At 71.9% G+C, this 18409-nt stretch carries 13 protein-coding genes and 1 riboswitch; of the genes, 9 read left to right on the top strand and 4 right to left on the bottom strand.

What is annotated here, in order from left to right; all coding sequences use genetic code 11:
• Nucleotides 1–16: 16 nt before the first annotated feature.
• Nucleotides 17–661, top strand: coding sequence for a ceramidase domain-containing protein (locus H566_RS0121400; protein ID WP_028313046.1), 645 nt, complete (start codon nt 17–19; stop codon nt 659–661).
• 141 nt (nt 662–802) lie between these two features.
• On the opposite strand, the gene H566_RS26905 is transcribed toward H566_RS0121400, so the two are convergent.
• The 3 genes from H566_RS26905 to H566_RS0121385 all read right to left on the bottom strand — a co-directional run bounded on the left by H566_RS26905 (nt 803) and on the right by H566_RS0121385 (nt 3820).
• Nucleotides 803–2023, bottom strand: a complete 1221-nt coding sequence (locus tag H566_RS26905; protein WP_051379127.1) for a hypothetical protein — start codon at nt 2021–2023, stop codon at nt 803–805.
• Nucleotides 2020–3144 carry a globin domain-containing protein gene (locus H566_RS0121390; protein WP_342668740.1) on the bottom strand — a complete coding sequence of 375 codons (1125 nt, stop codon included), beginning with the start codon at nt 3142–3144 and terminating at the stop codon, nt 2020–2022. Before H566_RS0121390 ends, H566_RS26905 begins: the two co-directional genes overlap by 4 nt.
• A 211-nt stretch (nt 3145–3355) precedes the next feature.
• Entirely contained in the window at nt 3356–3820 is a 465-nt protein-coding gene (locus tag H566_RS0121385) for a methyltransferase family protein (RefSeq protein ID WP_028313044.1), read from the bottom strand.
• 82 nt (nt 3821–3902) lie between these two features.
• Between H566_RS0121385 and H566_RS0121380 the strand changes: the two genes are divergently transcribed.
• The 3 genes from H566_RS0121380 (at nt 3903) to pdxR (ending at nt 8172) form a co-directional block, all read left to right on the top strand.
• Nucleotides 3903–5333 carry a chromate transporter gene (locus H566_RS0121380; RefSeq protein ID WP_051379126.1) on the top strand — a complete coding sequence of 477 codons (1431 nt, stop codon included), beginning with the start codon at nt 3903–3905 and terminating at the stop codon, nt 5331–5333.
• Nucleotides 5334–5505: 172 nt separating this feature from the next.
• Entirely contained in the window at nt 5506–6621 is a 1116-nt protein-coding gene (locus tag H566_RS0121375) for an NADH:flavin oxidoreductase/NADH oxidase (RefSeq protein WP_028313042.1), read from the top strand.
• 108 nt (nt 6622–6729) lie between these two features.
• Nucleotides 6730–8172, top strand: a complete 1443-nt coding sequence (gene pdxR / locus H566_RS0121370; RefSeq protein ID WP_028313041.1) for a MocR-like pyridoxine biosynthesis transcription factor PdxR — start codon at nt 6730–6732, stop codon at nt 8170–8172.
• A 6-nt stretch (nt 8173–8178) separates the two neighbouring features.
• Here pdxR and acnA read toward each other — a convergent pair whose 3' ends face one another.
• Nucleotides 8179–10884, bottom strand: a complete 2706-nt coding sequence (gene acnA / locus H566_RS0121365; RefSeq protein ID WP_028313040.1) for an aconitate hydratase AcnA — start codon at nt 10882–10884, stop codon at nt 8179–8181.
• A 239-nt stretch (nt 10885–11123) separates the two neighbouring features.
• Nucleotides 11124–11212, top strand: a riboswitch (yybP-ykoY riboswitch).
• A gap of 128 nt (nt 11213–11340) precedes the next feature.
• On the opposite strand from acnA, the gene H566_RS0121360 reads away from it, so the two are divergent.
• The 5 genes from H566_RS0121360 to H566_RS0121340 all read left to right on the top strand — a co-directional run bounded on the left by H566_RS0121360 (nt 11341) and on the right by H566_RS0121340 (nt 18319).
• On the top strand, nt 11341–11913 hold the full coding sequence (locus H566_RS0121360; protein WP_028313039.1) for a TMEM165/GDT1 family protein: 573 nt from the start codon (nt 11341–11343) through the stop codon (nt 11911–11913).
• Between the two features lie 281 nt (nt 11914–12194).
• A complete protein-coding gene (locus H566_RS27845; protein WP_051379125.1) occupies nt 12195–15440 on the top strand; it encodes an ATP-binding protein in 3246 nt (1081 codons plus the stop codon).
• Between the two features lie 92 nt (nt 15441–15532).
• On the top strand, nt 15533–16519 hold the full coding sequence (locus tag H566_RS0121350) for an ABC transporter substrate-binding protein (protein ID WP_028313038.1): 987 nt from the start codon (nt 15533–15535) through the stop codon (nt 16517–16519).
• A 94-nt stretch (nt 16520–16613) separates the two neighbouring features.
• Complete coding sequence (locus H566_RS0121345) at nt 16614–17453, top strand: ABC transporter permease (protein ID WP_034412743.1); 840 nt, start codon at nt 16614–16616, stop codon at nt 17451–17453.
• 11 nt (nt 17454–17464) lie between these two features.
• Nucleotides 17465–18319, top strand: coding sequence for an ABC transporter ATP-binding protein (locus H566_RS0121340; protein ID WP_084545384.1), 855 nt, complete (start codon nt 17465–17467; stop codon nt 18317–18319).
• The last annotated feature ends 90 nt before the right edge of the window (nt 18320–18409 follow it).

The following is an 18409-nucleotide window of genomic DNA, read 5'->3' as shown; positions in this document are numbered from 1 at the left end:
CAGGCAGCATGGCGGCATGGACCCGACCACCGCCATCGACCTCTATTGCGAGCGCAGCGCGCCCGGCCTGCTGGCCGAGCCGCTCAACGCGCTGTCCAACCTCGCCTTCCTGATCGCCGCCGTCGCGCTGTGGCGGCTCGCGCGGCGCGAGCGCGCGGGCGGGCCGATGCCGGCGCTGCTGATCGCGCTGGTGGCCGTGATCGGCGTGGGCAGCGCGGCATTCCACGTGTTCGCCAACCGGGCGACGCTGCTCGCCGACGTGATCCCGATCGCGCTGTTCCAGTTCGTGTTCCTGGGCGCGTATGCGCGCGACGTGATGGGCTGGCGGCGCGTGGCGGTGATGGGGCTGCTCGGGCTGTTCGTGGCCGCGTCGGCGCTGGCCGAGAGCCTGCCGGCGCATTGGCTCAACGGCTCGCTCGGCTATGCGTCGGCGGTGGCCTTCGTGGGCTGGCTGGGGTGGGAGCACTGGCGCGCGCGACGGCCCGAGCCGGCGCTGCTGCTGGCGGCGGCGGGGCTGTTCCTGCTGTCGCTTGCGCTGCGCACCGTGGACAACGCCTGGTGCGAGAGATGGCCGGTGGGCACGCACTGGGCGTGGCATCTGCTCAACGGCGGGGTGCTGTATCTGGTGGTGCGGGGGTATGTGCTGGGGCGGCGCGGCTGAGAGGCCGGGGTGGTGGACCGGCCTCACGCCCGGCCATCGGGCCTGACGCGGCCTCGAGCCCGACCAGGCGCGGCCGGGCGTGCGCGGTCGTCATTCCGGGCAAGCGCGCCAGCCGGCGGCGCGCCGACACACGGCCGACCGCTACAGCTCCGCCTCCTTCGTCGCCCAGGCCCGCCGCAGCGCCCGGCCGCAGGCCATCGACGCGCGCGCCGGGCGCTGGTCTTCGTCCGCCGACTGCAATCCGCCGAGCGCCGCGCGCCCGACGATGCCGTACCAGGTGCGCGTCGCGTCGATCCACGGATAGAAGCCGAAGGCGCCCGGACTACTGAAGGCGCCGTCGCCGTGCTCGCGGTCCTCGATCCAGTGGCCGATCGAGTAGCGCGGCGCCTCGTCGCCGCCGTAGGGGCTGTGCAGCGTCTCGGTCGGGCACAGCGCGGGGCTGGTGCAGAACGACGGCCGGTCGAGCCAGCGGCCAATGGCCAGGCTGCCGTCGAGCACGCGGCGCAGGAATTCGCCGTACACGCGCGGGCTGGTGCGCAGGCCGCCCGCGAGCTGGGGCTGGACGTAGTTGAAATCACTCTGCGTCGTGTGCAGGCCGAGCGAGTCGGACACGAGGCGCGCGAGCGCCGGGCCGTCCAGTTCGCCCAGATGCATGGTCTTGTCGGCATGCACCTGCATGTGGCCGCCACCGTAGGCGAACTTGCCGACCGCCGCTTCGTCGAGCCGGCCGTTGTCGGGCCGGGCGGCGCAGCTGTGCACCGTGTCGTCGCGGCGGCAGGTGCGAAAACCCACCTGTCCGCTGCGCAGGCTGAGCGCGGCGATGTCGGTCGCGTTCAGCAGGCCGTCGCGTTCCTGCGCGACGAAGGCGGCATAGACGAGCTTGGACGCCGAGGCGACGGGCATCGAGGTCTCGGCACTGAACAGCCGGCCGATCTGGCCCGAGGCCAGCACCTTGCCGCGGTCGCCGATCTCCCAGTAGAAGGGCCGGATCTGGGCGCAGGCGATCGACGATTCGGCGGTGCGGCGCGCGGCGGCGGCGCGCGCGGCGATCACCTCGTCCGGCTCGCGGTCTGGGTCGCTCGACGCGATGCGCGAGATCTGGAGCACGGGCGCGCCATGGCCGGCACTGCCGCCCGGCGCCGTGCCGGGCGTGGTGCCCGACGCGGGCCCCGATGTGGTGGCGACCGCTGCCGGCGCGGTCGTCGCGGCGGGCGTCGCCCCGGCCGTTGCGTGCTCGCCGGAGGCTTGTGCAAACGCTTGCGGCGCACCGGCGAGCGCGCCGAGCAGCGCGAGGGCGGCGGCATGGCGCGCGGCGCGCGCGCGGGCTTGCGGCGCCGGCTGGCGGCGGGTGCGGGCCTTCATGACTTCACCTCCTCGCCACCGGCGCGGCGGAACTGCCGCACCAGCATCGGTTGCAGGAACTTCGCGCCGTCGTCCTTGAGATGCGGCTCGAAGGCGGCGCGCACCTCGGCCAGCTTGGCGTCGTCGATGCGGTGGTCGGCGAAGCTCGGCCGCATCATCCGCGCCTCGAACTCGGCGAAGTCGCGGTAGCCGCGCGGCGCGTCGAAGCGGCCCGAGATCACCTCGGTGAACAGCCCGGCCTCGAGCGCCGCGTCGAGCGCGGCCTGGGCGGCGGCGCGCACTTCACCCTCGTCGTTGTAGAGCTTGATGATGTCGTTGAAGGCGCCTTCGTACATCGGCTCCGACACGTACAGCATGCCGCCCGGCCTGAGCACCCGCGCCACTTCCGCAAGCGCTTGCGCCATCAGCGGCATCGGCACGTGATGCAGCGACTTGAGCATCAGCGCGAGGTCGAAGCCGGCGTCCGGAAAGGGAATGGCCTGGGCGCCGGCCGCCACGAACTCCAGCCGTTCGCGCGGGCTGGCGAGGTTCTTCTCGTGCTGGATCGCGTCCACCTCGAGGCAGGTCATGCGCGCCTCGGGGTAGCGGTCGAGCAGGTCGCGCGCGACGCGGGCCGCGCCGCAGCCGAGTTCGATGATGTTCAGCTTCGCGGGCTGGCACAGCTCGTCGATCACGTCCAGCTCGTTGTCGATGACGGGCGGCGGCGGTGGCTTGGGCGTCTCGGTGTTGATGATGTGCGTGGCCATGTCCTGGAAGGCGCCGTGGATGGCGGCGCGCAGGGCCTGGTCGGGCACCTGTTCGTCGAGCGCGCCGCGCATGCACAGCATCCACTGGTCACGCTCCCTCGGTCCGATGCGGAACGGGAAGTGGCGCGCGCGCAGTCGCGGATGGCCGCGCTCCTGCTCGAACAGTGGCGGCCCGCCGAACCAGCCGCTCAGGAACTTGAACAGGCTTTCGTTGGCGCGCGGCAGGTCGGGATGCATCTGGCGGATGTCCCAGGCTTCGGGCAGTTCGTCCATCAGCGCGTAGAAGCGGTCGACGAGGCGCTGCACGCCCTCGGCGCCGCCGAGGCGGTTGTAGATGGTGTCGCGCGGGGCGTCTTGCTGGGTGGCGTCGGTCATGGTCGGTGGCGGGGGGCGGGGCCGAGCGTGCGGGCCGGCCCGGGGCTGCGTGTGTTTCGGGTGATCGGGGCGCGGTGGCGCCGGTGTCATGGTCGCGCATCGGGCGCGGCTTGTGGGTGATGGCCATGGCCGGTCGTCGCGGCGCGCGCGACGCGGCTCGGGCGGGCAGGCGGGCAGGCGGGCAGGCGGGTGCGAGGCGAGGTTGGCTGCCTCACAGCCAGCGCCGCACCCGCATGCGGTAGGCCACCCAGTCCGCGCCGAACTTCGCGGCCAGCGCGCGCTCCTCAGGAACGATCTGGAAGCGCGTGATCCAGGCCGCGAACAGCGGCGGCCCGAGCCAGGGCAGGAGCTGGCCCAGCCGCAGCGCCCAGGCCACGAGCAGCAGCGCGAGGCCGAGGTACATCGGATTGCGCGTGACGCGGTAGATGCCGCCGGTGACGAGGGCGCTCGCCGCCTGCGGCCGGTGCGGATGCCAGGTGGTGCGCGCGCGCCGGAAGCCGAGCAGCGCGCTCAGGTCGAGCAGGGCGCCGGCGAGCGCGCAGGGCCATTGCAGGACCGCCACCGCCGCGAGGGTCGGCGGCGGCGCTCCGAGCGGATGGCGCGCCGCGAACCACATCGCGGCGGCGACGAGCAGGCAGACGACGGGCGGGGGCAGGCGCAGTTCGAGTCGGTGCATGGCGGCGGGCGGGCGGTGGAGCAGGGCGCCATCATCCCGCGCCGGCGGCGCCCGTCATCGCTGTCTGGCTACAGTCGCGCCCATGGAACCCCATCAGATCGCCTCCGCCCCGCCGCCCGCCACCGTCCCCGCCATTCCGCGCCGCGAGGCCTGGTGGTTCTGGCTGCGGCTGGGCTGCGTGAGCTTCGGCGGGCCGGCGGGGCAGATCGCGCTCATGCACCGCGAGCTGGTCGAGCGCAGAAGATGGATTTCGGAGCGGCGTTTCCTGCATGCGCTCAACTACTGCATGTTGCTGCCCGGGCCGGAGGCGCAGCAGCTCGCGACCTATCTGGGCTGGCTGATGCACCGCACGGCGGGTGGCGTGGTGGCTGGCGGGCTGTTCGTGCTGCCGGGCTTCGTCCTGCTGATGCTGCTGGGCGCGGCCTACGTGACCTGGGGCGAGCTGCCGGTGGTTGCGGGCCTGCTGCATGGCGTCAAGCCGGCGGTGACGGCCATCGTCGCGCACGCGGCCTGGCGGCTGGGCCGGCGCGTGCTGCGCGGCTGGCCGCTATGGCTGCTGGCGCTGGCGGCGCTCGGCGCGCTCCGTGCCGGCCTGCCGTATCCGGCGGTCATCGGTGGCGCGGCGCTGGCCGGACTGCTCGGCGGGTGGCTGGCGCCGGCGCGTTTCGGCGTCGAGGCGGGCACGGCGTCGGCTGCCGGCCAGATTCCGCCCGCGTCCGGCGGTTCGGCCGCCGTGGCGCCCGCCGCCGACGGGCCGGCGTCAGGCGCGACATTGCCCTGCCTCATCGACGACGGCACGCCGCCGCCGCCGCATGCGCGCTTCTCGGCGGCGCGGCTGGCATCGACGCTCGCGGCCGGGCTGGCGCTGTGGGCCTTGCCGATGGCGGCGCTGGTGCTCGTCTTCGGCGCAGGATCGGTGCTGGCGCGCATGGGGCTTTTCTTTACGCGGGCGTCGCTGCTGACCTTCGGCGGCGCCTATGCCGTGCTGCCCTATGTCTGGCAGGGCATGGTCGAAGCCGAGGGCTGGGTCACGCCGCGCCAGATGATCGACAGCCTCGCCCTGGGCGAGACCACGCCCGGCCCGCTGGTGATGGTGTCGGTGTTCGCGGCCTTCGTCGGTGGCTGGAACCAGGCGGTGCTCGGGCCGCAGGCGCGGCTCGCGGGCGGGCTGCTGGCGGCCACCGTCGTCCTGTGGATGACCTTTCTGCCGTCCTTCGTCTTCATCCTGGCCGGCGGGCCGCTAGTGGAGGCGACCCACGGCCGCGAGCGGCTCACGGCGCCGCTCACCGCCATCTCGGCGGCGGTGGTCGGGGTGATCGCCAGTCTCGCGCTGGCCTTCGGCGCCCATGTGCTGTGGCCGGCCGGGCTGGCCGGGGGCGTGGACTGGACGGCGGCCGGCATCGCCGTCGCGGCGGCGCTGGCGCTGTTCCGCTTCGGGCGCGGCGTGATCGAGGTGATCGCGGCGAGCGCGCTGGCGGGCGCGCTGCTGGCGATCGCCGGCCGGGTGGTCTGAGGCGACGGCGGCCGGGTGGTCTGAGGCGACGGCGGCCGCGCAACCGGCGGTCGCGCCTCTTGCCCTCGCCCGGATGCGCGCCAACCATGCCCGGGCAGCATCCGTCGCCCGTTCGCGTCCGGCCGGCATTTCGCCAGCGGCACCGGCCGGGCTTCGTCCTCCCGGAGTCACCATGCCCAAGCTTTTCACGCCGCTGGCCCTCGGCCCGCTCGAACTGCCCAACCGCATCGTCATCGCGCCGATGTGCCAGTACTCCGCCACCGACGGCCTGCCCGCCGACTGGCATCTGATGCATTACGGGACACTCGCGCTGTCCGGCGCCGGACTGCTCATCGTCGAGGCCACGGCGGTCACGCCCGAGGGCCGCATCACCGCCGCCGACCTCGGCCTGTGGAGCGACGCGCACGCGGCCGCGCTGGCCCGGCTCCTGGCCTCGCTGCGCCGGCACTCGGCGATGCCGCTCGCCATCCAGCTCGCCCACGCCGGACGCAAGGCGTCGAGCCGCGTGCCCTGGGAGGGCGGCAGCCAGCTGCGCCCCGGCGAGCCGGGCGGCTGGCCCACGCTGGCGCCGTCGGCCCTGGCCCATGCCGAGGGCGAACTGCCGCCCGCCGCGCTCGACGCGGCCGGCCTCGCGCGCATCCGTGACGCCTTCGTCGCGGCGGCGCGGCGCGCGGTCGATGCCGGCTTCGAGGCGATCGAGCTGCACGGCGCCCACGGCTATCTGCTGCACCAGTTCCTGTCGCCGCTGGCCAACCGGCGCGAGGACGACTACGGCGGCAGCCTCGCCAACCGCATGCGCTTTCCGCTGGAGGTGTTCGACGCGGTGCGCGCGGCGCTGCCGGCCTCGGTGCCGGTGTGGATGCGCGTCTCGGCCACCGACTGGGTCGAGGGCGGCTGGGATCTGGACGGCACGGTCGCGCTCGGGCGCGAGCTGAAGGCCCGCGGCGCGGCGGCCCTGCACGTGAGCACCGGCGGCGTCTCGCCGCGCCAGCAGATTCCGCTCGGCCCGGGCTACCAGCTGCCGCATGCGCGCCGGGTGCGCGACGAGGTCGGCCTGCCCACGATCGGCGTCGGCCTCGTGACCGACGCGCGCCAGGCCGAGCAGGCGATCACCGAAGGCACGGCCGATGCGGTGGCGCTGGCTCGGGCCATGCTGTTCGATCCGCGCTGGCCCTGGCACGCGGCGGCCGAACTGGGCGCGCGGGTGACGGCGCCGCCGCAGTACTGGCGCTGCCAGCCCCGCGAGCTGAAGGACCTGTTCGCGGGCGCGGCGCACGCCCAGCGCTGATCCGCCGCCCGACCGGCCCGCCACTCCGTCGATGGTTCAATCCGGGCCCGATGCCGGGAGTGCCGCCCGTCCCCCGGCGCGCCGGCCCGATCCGCAGGAGGCCTATCGATGGAGTTGCACGTCGTCATCGAGGGCGACAGCGACCAGACCGGACAGCTTTACCGGCAACTCAAGGAAGCGATCAGCGCGGGCCACCTGCCCGCCGGGCAGCGACTTCCGGCATCCAGACAACTCGCCACCCAGCTCGGCCTGTCACGCAAGGTGGTGGCCGAGGCCTACGCGCGCCTGAGTTATGACCGGCTGGTGGTGGGCCGCATCGGCAGCGGCACCTATGTGAGCGACTACGGCCGGCGCCAGCCGCTGGCCCAGCCGCCACCGCCGCTCGGCGGCAGCCAGGTGGCCGAGCGCTGGCGCGGCCAGCCCACGTCGCTGCGGCGCGGCGTGCTCGCCACCGCCAGCCGCGCGCGCCATGAACTGCTGCCCGGGCGGCCCGACATCCAGCTCTTCCCGCAGGACGAATGGCGGCGCTGCGTGATCTGGGGGCTGCGCCAGGCCAGCCGCGCCGGCCTCGTCTACGGCGACGCGCGAGGCCTGCCGATGCTGCGCGAGGCCATCGCGCGCCATGTCGCGTTCGCGCGCGGCGTGCGCTGCACCGCCGACGACATCGTCATCACCAACGGCGCCCAGCAGGCCATCGACCTCGTGGCGCGCGCCCTCATCGAGCCGGGCTGCGCGGTGGCGGTGGAAGACCCGGGCTATGCGCCCGCGCGCATGCTGTTCGCCGCGCTCGGTGCCCGGGTGCATGCGGTGCCGGTCGATCACGAGGGCATGGTGGTGGAGCAGATCCCCGACGGCGCACGGCTCATCCATGCCACGCCCACGCACCAGTACCCGCTCGGCATGGCGCTCAGCCCGCGCCGGCGGCTCGCGCTGCTCGACCGGGCGCGCGCGCTCGGCGCCATCGTCATCGAGGACGACTACGACAGCGAGCTGCGCTATTCGGGCCGGCCGGCCGACGCCTTGCAGTCGGTCGACGATGACGGCTGCGTCGCCTTCGTCGGCAGTTTTTCCAAGACGCTCTCGCCCGACCTGAGGCTGGGCTATGTGGTGGCGCCGCCGAGCCTGCTCGACGCCATCTGCAACGCCAAGCTGCTGACCGACTGGCATACCTCGACGCCGATGCAATGGGCGCTCGCGCGCTTCATCGACGGTGGCGAGCTGCTGCGCCATGTGCGCCGGACCCAGCAGGCCTATGCCGCGCGCCGCGAACGGCTCGGGCTGCGCATCGACACCGTGCTGTCGCACTGGCTGGAGCGGGTGCCGAGCGTGGCCGGGCTGCACCTGAGCGCGATGTTCCGCGCCCCGGTGGATGCGCGCCGGCTGGTGGGCCATGCCTGGCGCGCCGGCGTGGCGCTGGAATCGCTCGATGCCTGCCAGGTGCGGCCGGGCCAGCGCGGCGGGCTGATGTTCGGCCTCGGCACGATCGAGCTGGCCGAGGTGGATGCAGCCGTGGAGATGCTGCGGCTGAGCCTCGCCCAGCTGCATCCCTGACGCCGCTCAGGCCGCCAGCAACTGCCGCAGCACGAAGGGCAGGATGCCGCCGTGGCGGTAGTAGTCGACCTCGATCGGCGTGTCGATGCGCAGGCGCAGCCTGGTCTCGGTCCGGCTGCCGTCGGGCTTGGTGATGATGAGCCGCGCCTCCGACTGCGGGCGCAGCGCCTCGTCGGTCTCGATGTCGATGAGCTCGTCGCCGCGCAGCCCGAGCGACTGCCACGAATCGTCGCCGATGAATTGCAGCGGCAGCACGCCCATGCCCACGAGGTTGCTGCGGTGGATGCGCTCGAAGCTGCGCGCCACCACGGCCTTGATGCCGAGCAGCTGGGTGCCCTTGGCGGCCCAGTCGCGGCTGGAGCCGGTGCCGTACTCCTCGCCGCCGAAGATGACGGTGGGCGTGCCCTCGGCGATGTACTTCATCGCCGCGTCGTAGATGAACATCTTCTCGCCCGAGGGCTGGAACAGCGTCAGCCCGCCTTCCTCGCGGCTGCCGTCGTCGCGCGGCGGGATCATGAGGTTCTTGATGCGAACGTTTGCAAAGGTGCCGCGCATCATCACTTCATGGTTGCCGCGCCGCGAGCCGTAGCTGTTGAAGTCGGCCTTCATCACGCCGTTGCCGACGAGGTACTGGCCGCCCGGCGAGGCTTCCTTGATGGAGCCGGCGGGCGATATGTGGTCGGTGGTGATCGAGTCGCCGAACAGCGCCATCACGCGCGCGCCGCGGATCGCGCTGGCCGCCGCCTCGGGCGCCATGCCGAAGCTGTCGAAGAAAGGCGGCTTTGCGATGTAGGTGGACGCGGGCCAGTCGTACACCTGGCCGCTCGTGCCGCTGATCTTCTCCCACAGCTTGCCGGGCTCGGCATCGACCTTGGCGTAGTTGTCGCGGAAGGCCTTGCCGTTCATCGCGTACTTCATGAGCCTGGCGATCTCGTCGCTCGTCGGCCAGATGTCGCCGAGGTACACCGGCTTGCCGCCCTTGCCCTTGCCCACGGGCTGGGTCATGAGATCGACCGTCACGTTGCCCGCGATCGCATAGGCCACGACCAGCGGCGGCGAGGCCAGGAAGTTGGCCTTGATGTTCGGATGGATGCGCGCCTCGAAGTTGCGGTTGCCCGAGAGGACGGCCGCCACCACGAGGTCGTTGTCGATGATCGCCTTGTTGATCTCGGGCGTCAGGTCGCCGGCGTTGCCGATGCAGGTCGTGCAGCCGTAGGCAGCCACGTCGAAGCCGAGCTTGCTCAGCCAGGGCAGCAGGCCCGCCTTGTCGAGATATTCGGTGACGATGCGCGAGCCGGGCGCGAGCGAGGTCTTGACGTGCTTCTTCACCTTGAGGCCGGCCTCGACCGCCTTCTTGGCCAGCAGGCCGGCGGCGAGCAGCACGCTCGGGTTGCTGGTGTTGGTGCAGGAGGTGATCGCGGCGATCAGCACGTCGCCGTTGCGCAGCGCGATGCCGTCGTCGGTGGTGAAGGTCTGGCCGAGCTTGTCGGCCGGCTGGTTGAAGCCGTTCTCGCTCACCGGCTTGCTGAACAGCTCGCTGAAGCTGCTGCTGAGATTGGTGATCTCGATGCGGTCCTGCGGCCGCTTGGGGCCGGCCAGCGAGGGCGTGACCGTGCCGAGGTCGAGCGTCACCACCTTGGTGTAGTCGATGTCGCCGGCCATCGGCACGCCGAACAGCTTCTGCGCGCGGAAGTAGCCCTCGAAGGCCGCGATCTCGCCCTTGGTGCGGCCCGTGCCCCTGAAGTACTCGACCGTCTTTTCATCGACGGGGAAGAAGCCCATCGTCGCGCCGTACTCGGGCGCCATGTTGCCGATGGTCGCGCGGTCGGGCACCGACAGGCTCGCCGTGCCCGGCCCGAAGAATTCGACGAACTTGCCCACCACCTTCTCGCGGCGCAGCTGCTCGGTGATCGTGAGCACGAGGTCGGTGGCGGTCACGCCCTCGCGCAGCTTGCCGGTGAGTTCGAAGCCCACCACGTCGGGCGTGAGGAAGTACACCGGCTGGCCGAGCATGCCGGCCTCGGCCTCGATGCCGCCCACGCCCCAGCCCACCACGCCGATGCCGTTGATCATGGTCGTGTGGCTGTCGGTGCCGACGAGCGAGTCGGGGTAGTACACGCCGTCGCCACCCTTGTGCACGCCGCGCGCGAGGTATTCCAGATTCACCTGGTGCACGATGCCGAAGCCCGGCGGCACGACGCTGAAGCTGTCAAACGCTTGCATGCCCCACTTCATGAACTGGTAGCGCTCGCGGTTGCGCTCGAACTCCAGCTTCATGTTCAGGTCGAGCGCCTTCTTGCTGCCGTAGTGGTCGATCATCACCGAGTGATCGACCACGAGATCGACCGGCACCAGCGGCTCGATCGTCTTGGGGTCGTGGCCGAGGTCGGCGGCGACGTTGCGCATCGCCGCGAGGTCGGCCAGCAGCGGCACGCCGGTGAAGTCCTGCAGCACCACGCGCGCGACGACGAAGGGAATCTCCTCGGTGCGCGGCGCGTTCGGCTGCCAGGCGGCGAGCTGGCGCACATGCTCCTCGGTCACCTTGCGGCCATCGCAGTTGCGCAGCACCGACTCCAGCACGATGCGGATCGACACCGGCAGCCGGCTCACCGGCAGGCCCAGTGTCTTTTCGAGCGCGGGCAGCGAATGGAATTTCGCGACCTTCTCGCCGATCTTGAAGTTCTTGAGCGTGTTGAACGGCGTCTTCGGCATGGCAACTCCCTTGTACTTCTGGTTGAGCGGAACCATCGAGTATCGGCAGCCGCCATGACGGGCGGAACCCGGGGAGACCAAGCGTTCGAGCGTTTACGTTTTGTCAGCAGCCGTAGTCGTCCTGGCGGCATCAGGCGTGGTCGTCGCGCCACGCATCGCGGGAAGGCGCGCCGCAGGTCGGCCGGCGTGCGTGGCATTGGCCGACGCGCCGCATGGCTCGGCTATCCTCCGCGCCTCGTCCCTTGGGGAGTAGCCGCCCGCCGGTCATCGGCGGGGGATGCGTCAACACACTTGCCCGCGCATCGGGCATGGCGCATCCGGCAGGGCCGGCGCCGCGCAATGCGGCTCGGGCATGCAGGCGAGACCATCGGCCGGCATTCCGCTCGTGGTCGGGCCGGGATCGCCGCGCCGTGGCCTCTCGCCCGCCCGACCGCCCCTCTCCCGTACCAAGAAACCATGGAAGCCTTCCTCGTCTCGACCGGCGTCGTCGCCCTCGGCGAAATCGGTGACAAGACCCAGCTCCTCGCCCTCATGCTCGCGGCCCGCTTCCGGCGGCCGGTGCCCGTCATCCTCGGCATCCTCGTCGCGACCTTGCTCAACCACGGCCTCGCCGGCGCGCTCGGCACCGTGGTGCGCGACCTGCTCGGCCCCGAGCTGCTGCGCTGGGTGCTCGGCGCGTCCTTCATCGCCGTGGGCCTGTGGGCGCTCGTGCCCGACAAGATGGACGACGACGAGGCCGAGCCGCGCGGCCAGTGGGGCGTGTTCGGCGTGACGGTGGCGACCTTCTTCCTGGCCGAGATCGGCGACAAGACGCAGATCGCCACCGTGATGCTCGCGGCGCGCTTCCACGATCTGGTGGCCGTCGTGAGCGGCACCACGCTCGGCATGCTTATCGCCGACGTGCCGGCGGTCATCCTCGGCCGGCTCGCCTCGCCGAAGCTGCCGCTCAAGTGGATCCGGCTCGCGGCGGCGGTGGTGTTCGTCGCGCTCGGCGCGGGCGTGCTGCTGGGGCTGGGCAGCGCGGCCTGAGTGCCGACGAAGCCGGGCGTCAGCCCGGTACGCGCGCGACCCGTGCGCGGACGACGCGCCGATGTCGGCGCAGGCCCGGCCGGTTCGTCCAAAGCGCCAGCGTGGTTTTTGCGCAGCAATGGCGCGCTCCGTGTACCCGGAGTGCGCCTCATCCGTCCGGCGGTCAACGCCCGCGATGTGCTCTGCGGCAAGCTTGGATGACAGCGGGGCCACGACCGCCCCGCGCCCGACACATTCACTGCTGCGCAAATTCGAGATGACGGTCGCGACGAGGTTTACCGATGCATGACGGTTGGCGGGCGATCCTGCTGCTGTTGCTGGCCTGCGTGCTGGCACCGGCGCGGGCGAGCCTCGACGACGATCCGCCCACGCTGCGCGTGGTGATGGACGACAACTACCCGCCCTATGTCTTCCGCGACGCCTTCGGGCGGGTGCAGGGCCTGCTGATCGATCAGTGGCAGGCCTGGGAGAAGCACAGCGGCACGCATGTCGAGATTGAGGCGACCGACTGGGTGCGCGCCAAGGCGCTGATGGCCGAGGGCAGCGCCGATGTGATCGACACCATCTTCCGCACGCCCGAGCGCGAGCGCAGTCTCGACTTCACCGCGCCCTATGCCGAGCTGCCGGTCGGCATCTACACCCACGCCAGCATCGGCGGCATCGTCGACCGCGACAGCCTGCACGGCTTCCTGGTGGGCGCGAAGGCCGGCGACATCTGCGTCGATACGCTCAAGGCTTCGGGCATCGACAGCATCGCCACCTACGACAGCTACGAGAAGACCATCGACGCCGCGCTGCACGGCGAGGTGAAGGTGTTCTGCATCGACCAGCCGCCGGCCGACTATCTGCTCTACCGCGCCAACGCCGACCAGCAGTACCGGCTCGCCTTCACGCTGCTGCGCGGCGCCTTCCACCGCGCGGTGCGCAAGGGCGACACGGCCACGCTCGAACGGGTCGAGCGCGGCTTCGCGGCGATCCCGGCCTCCGAGCAGGCGGCGCTGCACGACAAGTGGCTCGGCTCGCGGCTGGCGCCCATCGTCTGGCTGCGGCCGCTGCTCTACGCCGTGGCGGCGCTGATGTTCGGCGGCCTCATCCTCGTGGCCTGGAGCACGAGCCTGCGCCGCCGCATCCGCGAGAGCACGGCCGAGCTGATGCGCGAGCAGGCCCAGCTGCGCACGCTGGTGGAGACCATCCCAGACATGGTCTTCCTCAAGGATCCGCAGGGCGTTTATCTGGCCTGCAATCCCGAGTTCTGCCGTTTCTACGGCGTGCCGTCGGGCGAGATCATCGGCCGGCGCGACGCCGACTACGTCGCGCCCGAGCTGGCCGCCTTCTTCCGCCGCAACGACGTGGCCGCGATGCAGGCCGGCGTGCCGACGATCAACGAGGAATGGGTCACCTACAAGACCGACGGCCGGCAGCACCTGCTCCAGACCATCAAGACGCCGATGCGCGATGCCGAGGGCCGGCTCGTGGGCGTGCTGGGCGTGGCGCGCGACATCACCGAGCTGCATCACGCCGGCAGCGAGCTGCGCCGCAGCAACCGCGCGTTGCGGCTGCTCAACGAATGCAATCACGCGCTGGTGCGCCAGGACGATGAGAGCGGCCTGTTCGCCGACATCTGCCGTGTCGCGGTGGAGGGCGGCGGCTACCGCATGGCCTGGGTCGGCATCGCCGAGCAGGCGCCGCCCCGGCGCATCCGCGTGCTCGCGCGCGCCGGCGCCGATTCGGGCTATCTCGACGCGGCCGACATCCGCTGGAGCGACGATGACGACCGCGGTCGCGGCCCGTCGGGCGAGGCGGTCCGCGGCGGCCAGCCGGTCGTCAACCAGAACTTCGCCACCAATCCCCATGCCGGCCCCTGGCGCGACGCGGCGATGGCGCGCGGCTTCCGCGCCTCGATCGCGCTGCCGCTGCGGCTCGACGGCGAGCGCGGCGTGCTGTCGATCTATTCCGACGAGCCCGATGCCTTCGGCCCCGACGAGGTCGCGCTGCTGACGCGGCTGGCCGAGGATCTCGCCTACGGCATCGGCGTGCTGCGCGCCCGCGCCGCGCGTGTCTCCGCCGAAGCCGAGCTGGCGCGCCACCGCGACCATCTCGAAGACCTCGTGCGCGAGCGCACCGCCGCGCTCGAAGCCGCGCGCGCCGAGGCCGAGCGCGCTCGCGGCGAGGCCGAGCAGGCGCGTCAGGACGCCGAGCAGGCCAATCTCGCCAAGACGCGCTTCCTGGCCAACATGAGCCACGAGATCCGCACGCCCATGAGCGCGATCATCGGCCTCACCCACCTGCTGCGCGCCGGCCTGCCCGAGGGCGAGCCCAGGCGCCGGCTCGACCACATCTCCGAGGCGGCCGGGCGCCTGCTGGCGCTCATCAACGACATCCTCGACATCTCGAAGATCGAGGCCGGCAAGCTGTCGCTGTCCACCGCCGACTTCGCGCCCGCCACCGTGGCCGAGCATGTCGCGCGGCTGCTGCGCGGCGGTGCCGAGGCCAAGGGTCTGGCGCTCGACACCGAGATCGATCCGGCGCTGCCGGCCTGGCTGCACGGCGACTCGCTGCGGCTGGAGCAGATCCTCCTCAACTTCGTGTCCAACGCGGTCAAGTTCACCGAGCAGGGCCGGGTGGTGGTGGCGCTGCGCCGCATGAGCGCGACCGACGGCCGCGTCTGGATGCGCATGGAAGTGCGCGACAGCGGCATCGGCATGACGCCCGAGCAGCTCGGCCGCATGTTCCGCATGTTCGAGCAGGCCGACGCCTCGACCACGCGGCGCTATGGCGGCACCGGCCTGGGCCTCGCGATCTGCAAGCGACTGGCCGAGCTGATGGGCGGGCGCATCGGCGCCGAGAGCGAGCCGGGCGCGGGCAGCCAGTTCTGGGTCGAGCTGCCGTTCGCGCCGGCGATGGGCGCCTCGACGCTCGCGGGCGGCGCCGGTACCGACACGTTGCCGAGCATCCGCGCGCTCGACGCGGTGGCGGATCCGGGCGCCGTCATCGCCGCCGCCTCGGGTCTGCCGGGCGTGAGCGGCCCGCCGGCCTCGGCGCCGATGCGCGACGCCGGTGACGCCATCACGCCGCAAGCGTCGGGCGCGCGCGCCTCGGCCGACGCGCGCGCCGGCAACGGCGCCCCGGCCGCGCCGGCCCGGCCGCCGCTCGACGGCGTGCGCGTGCTGCTGGCCGAGGACAACGCGCTCAACCAGCTGGTCGCGGTCGAGCTGCTGAAGGCGGCCGGCGCGGTCGTCACGGTCGCGCCCGACGGCATCGTGGCGGTGGCGCTGGTGCGCGAGCACGAGTTCGACGTGGTGCTCATGGATGTGCAGATGCCGCGCCTCGACGGCCTGGGCGCGACGCGCCAGATCCGCCGCCTGCCGGGCCGCGAGGCCCTGCCCATCATCGCGATGACGGCCAACGCCTACGCCGAGGACCGCCGGGAATGCCTCGCCGCCGGCATGAACGACCACGTGGCCAAGCCGTTCCGGCCCGATGACCTCGCGGCGACGATCGCGCGCTGGACGGGGCGCAAGGGCTAGGGCGGTGCCGGCGCGCCGGGGCTAGCCCCTCGCGGCATGACTTCTGCAATGCTTCAGGCTGATCGCAGCTCGCGTCAGACAGGAGACATTGCATGCCCAACAACAAGACCGTCGCGCCCGCGACCCGCCTCGTCCTCGGCGCGCTGCTCGCGCTCGCCGCCACCGCCGCCCGCGCCGACGACACGGTCCATCTCGGCAACCTCAAGTTCGCGCACTACGGCGCGGTGTCGTACATGAAGGAGGTCTGCCCGAAGCACGGCATCAGGCTCGACGAGCGCATGTTCGCCAAGGGGCCGGACATCCTGCCGGCCATCGTCTCGGGCGACATCGACATCGCCGCGCTCGCGTCGGACGGCGCGATTTCGGGCCGGGCCAACGGCGTCGCCATCTACACCGTGGCCGGCTTCGCGAAGGGCGGGGCGCGCATCGTCGCGGGCGCGGAGTCGGGCATCAAGTCGCTCGCGGACCTCAAGGGCAGGAAGGTGGGCGTGACGCGCGGTGGCGCGCAGGAACTGCTGCTGCTGGCCGAACTGGACAAGGCCGGCCTGAGCTGGTCGGACAAGGGCGGCAAGGATGTGCAGATCGTCTATCTCGCCTTCGCCGACCTGAACCAGGCGCTCGCCGCGAAGCAGATCGACGCGATGTGCCAGAGCGAGCCGCAGTCCTCGCAGGCCATCAACAAGAAGTTCGGCGTCGAGGTGCTCAAGCCCTATGACACCGCGATGGGCGAGCCTTACCGGCTGCTGGTCATGACCGAGAAGCTCTACGCCAACAAGGACGTGGCCCAGCGCGTGATGAAGTGCTTCGTCGAATCGACCGCGCTGTTCAACAGGAACCCGGCCGTCGCCGAGAAGTACGTGGTCGAGCAGATGTTCAAGGGCCAGATCACGTCCCAGGACTTCCGCGACGCGATGGACAACGCCGACTACACCTACGACGTCACGTCCCAGCACATCGACATCACCACCGACTTCATGAACAAGTACGGCGTCGGCCGCATGAGCAAGCCGCCCAGGGCCGACGAGTGGGTGAAGCTCGACCTGCTGCAGAAGGCCAAGGCCGACCTCGGCGTGAAGTGAGGAGCGGGCGATGAATGCAAGGCAGGAGGCGGGCGGGGCGGGGGCGCGGACGGAGCCCGCGCAGGCGGCAAGCCAGGCCGAAGCCTCGGCGCAAATGGTGCGGGCCGGCGCTGGCCTCGGCCGCCGCACCCGCGACCTCGCGCGCGGGCTCGTCGTGCCGCTCGCGCTGCTGGCGTTGTGGGAGGGCTGCGCGCGCGCCGGCTTCTTCTCGCCGGTGGTGCTGCCGGCGGCGTCGGCGGTGGCGCTCAAGTGGTGGCAGTCGCTGCTGCCGGCCGCGCCCTTCGATCCGGCGGAGCAGGGCTATGTGGCCTGGATGTTCTCGGGCGAGATGCTGCATGACGCGGTGGCGAGCCTCTACCGCGTGGTGGTCGGCTTCGTCGTCGGCGCGGGGCTGGCGCTGCCGCTCGGGTTGCTGATGGGCGCAAGCCGGCGCGTGTACGGGCTGTTCAATCCGCTGGTGCAGGTGCTGCGGCCGATCCCGCCCATCGCCTACATCCCGCTCAGCATCCTGTGGTTCGGGCTCGGCAATCCGCCGGCGATCTTCCTGATCGCGATCGGCGCCTTCTTCCCGGTGCTGATGAACACCATCACCGGCGTGCGCCATGTGGACGGCATCTACCTGCGCGCGGCGCGCAACCTCGGCGCCGGGCAGTGGACGATGTTCACGCGCGTGATGCTGCCGGCCGCCACGCCCTACATCCTCGCGGGCGTGCGCATCGGCATCGGCACCGCGTTCATCGTCGTGATCGTGTCGGAAATGATCGCGGTGAACGACGGGCTCGGCTTCCGCATCCTCGAGGCGCGCGAGTTCATGTGGAGCGACAAGATCATCGCCGGCATGTTCACGATCGGCCTGCTGGGCCTCGCGATCGACACGGCGGTGAGCCGGCTCAACAACCATCTGCTGCGCTGGCACCGCGGCCTCGATCATTGAAGGGGGCGGGGATGGATCGCATCAAGCATCAGGGCGCGGCGGCCGGCAGCGACGCGGGCGGCGGGGTGGCTGCCACCGGCCGCATCGAGGCGCGCGGCGTGAACAAGGTGTTCGCCACCGACGGGCGCGAGGTGGTCGCGCTGCGCGACATCGACCTGACGGTGGAGCGCGGCGAGTTCGTCTGCCTGCTCGGGCCGTCGGGCTGCGGCAAGAGCACGCTGCTCAACGCGGTGGCGGGCTTCAGCCTGCCGACCAGCGGCCGGCTCGACGCCGACGGCAGGCCCGTCACCGGCCCCGGCCCGGAGCGCGGCATGGTGTTCCAGGAGTACGCGCTGTTCCCGTGGATGACGGTGGCGCAGAACATCGCCTTCGGTCTCGAAATCCAGAGGCGCGGCCGGGCGGAAATCCGCGACACGGTCGATCGCCTGCTCGACATGCTCAGGCTGCGCGACTTCCGCGACCGCTTCCCGAAGGATCTGTCGGGCGGCATGCGTCAGCGCGTCGCCATCGCGCGGGTGCTCGCGCTCGACTCGCCCATCCTGCTCATGGACGAGCCCTTCGGCGCGCTCGACGCGCTCACGCGGCGCAACCTCCAGGACGAGCTGCTGCGCATCTGGAGCGAGACGCGCAAGACCGTCCTGTTCGTCACACACTCGATCGAGGAAGCGATCTACCTCGCCGACCGCATCGTGGTCATGACCTACCGCCCCGGCACCATCAAGCGTGACCAGCGCGTGAGCCTGCCGCGCCCGCGCGACCCGGCGTCGGCCGCGTTCAACGACCTCAAGCGCGAGCTGGGCAGGCTGGTGATGGAGGAGCAGCAGCGCCACGCCGACGCCGAGACGCGCGCGGCGGCGGTGGACTGAGGGCCGCGAACGGCGAGCCGCGAGCGGCGCCGGCTGGCGCGGTCCGGCTCGCCTCGCGGCCCGGCCCGGCCCGAAGATGCGGCCGGCGGC

The organism is Derxia gummosa DSM 723 (assembly GCF_000482785.1).
Classification (GTDB): domain Bacteria; phylum Pseudomonadota; class Gammaproteobacteria; order Burkholderiales; family Burkholderiaceae_E; genus Derxia; species Derxia gummosa.
The sequence above is the reverse complement of the archived record's forward strand: the minus strand, read 5'-3'. Positions and strand labels throughout refer to the sequence as shown.

What these genes read in the sequence shown, in the direction of transcription:
- H566_RS0121350 (WP_028313038.1), top strand. Translation starts at nt 15,533, where the DNA reads ATGCCCAACAACAAGACCGTCGCGCCCGCGACCCGCCTCGTCCTCGGC.
- H566_RS0121375 (WP_028313042.1), top strand. Translation starts at nt 5,506, where the DNA reads ATGCCCAAGCTTTTCACGCCGCTGGCCCTCGGCCCGCTCGAACTGCCC.
- H566_RS26905 (WP_051379127.1), bottom strand. Translation starts at nt 2,023, where the DNA reads ATGAAGGCCCGCACCCGCCGCCAGCCGGCGCCGCAAGCCCGCGCGCGC.
- H566_RS0121340 (WP_084545384.1), top strand. Translation starts at nt 17,465, where the DNA reads ATGGATCGCATCAAGCATCAGGGCGCGGCGGCCGGCAGCGACGCGGGC.
- H566_RS0121380 (WP_051379126.1), top strand. Translation starts at nt 3,903, where the DNA reads ATGGAACCCCATCAGATCGCCTCCGCCCCGCCGCCCGCCACCGTCCCC.
- H566_RS0121385 (WP_028313044.1), bottom strand. Translation starts at nt 3,820, where the DNA reads ATGCACCGACTCGAACTGCGCCTGCCCCCGCCCGTCGTCTGCCTGCTC.
- H566_RS0121360 (WP_028313039.1), top strand. Translation starts at nt 11,341, where the DNA reads ATGGAAGCCTTCCTCGTCTCGACCGGCGTCGTCGCCCTCGGCGAAATC.
- H566_RS27845 (WP_051379125.1), top strand. Translation starts at nt 12,195, where the DNA reads ATGCATGACGGTTGGCGGGCGATCCTGCTGCTGTTGCTGGCCTGCGTG.
- pdxR (WP_028313041.1), top strand. Translation starts at nt 6,730, where the DNA reads ATGGAGTTGCACGTCGTCATCGAGGGCGACAGCGACCAGACCGGACAG.
- H566_RS0121390 (WP_342668740.1), bottom strand. Translation starts at nt 3,144, where the DNA reads ATGACCGACGCCACCCAGCAAGACGCCCCGCGCGACACCATCTACAAC.
- acnA (WP_028313040.1), bottom strand. Translation starts at nt 10,884, where the DNA reads ATGCCGAAGACGCCGTTCAACACGCTCAAGAACTTCAAGATCGGCGAG.
- H566_RS0121345 (WP_034412743.1), top strand. Translation starts at nt 16,614, where the DNA reads ATGGTGCGGGCCGGCGCTGGCCTCGGCCGCCGCACCCGCGACCTCGCG.
- H566_RS0121400 (WP_028313046.1), top strand. Translation starts at nt 17, where the DNA reads ATGGACCCGACCACCGCCATCGACCTCTATTGCGAGCGCAGCGCGCCC.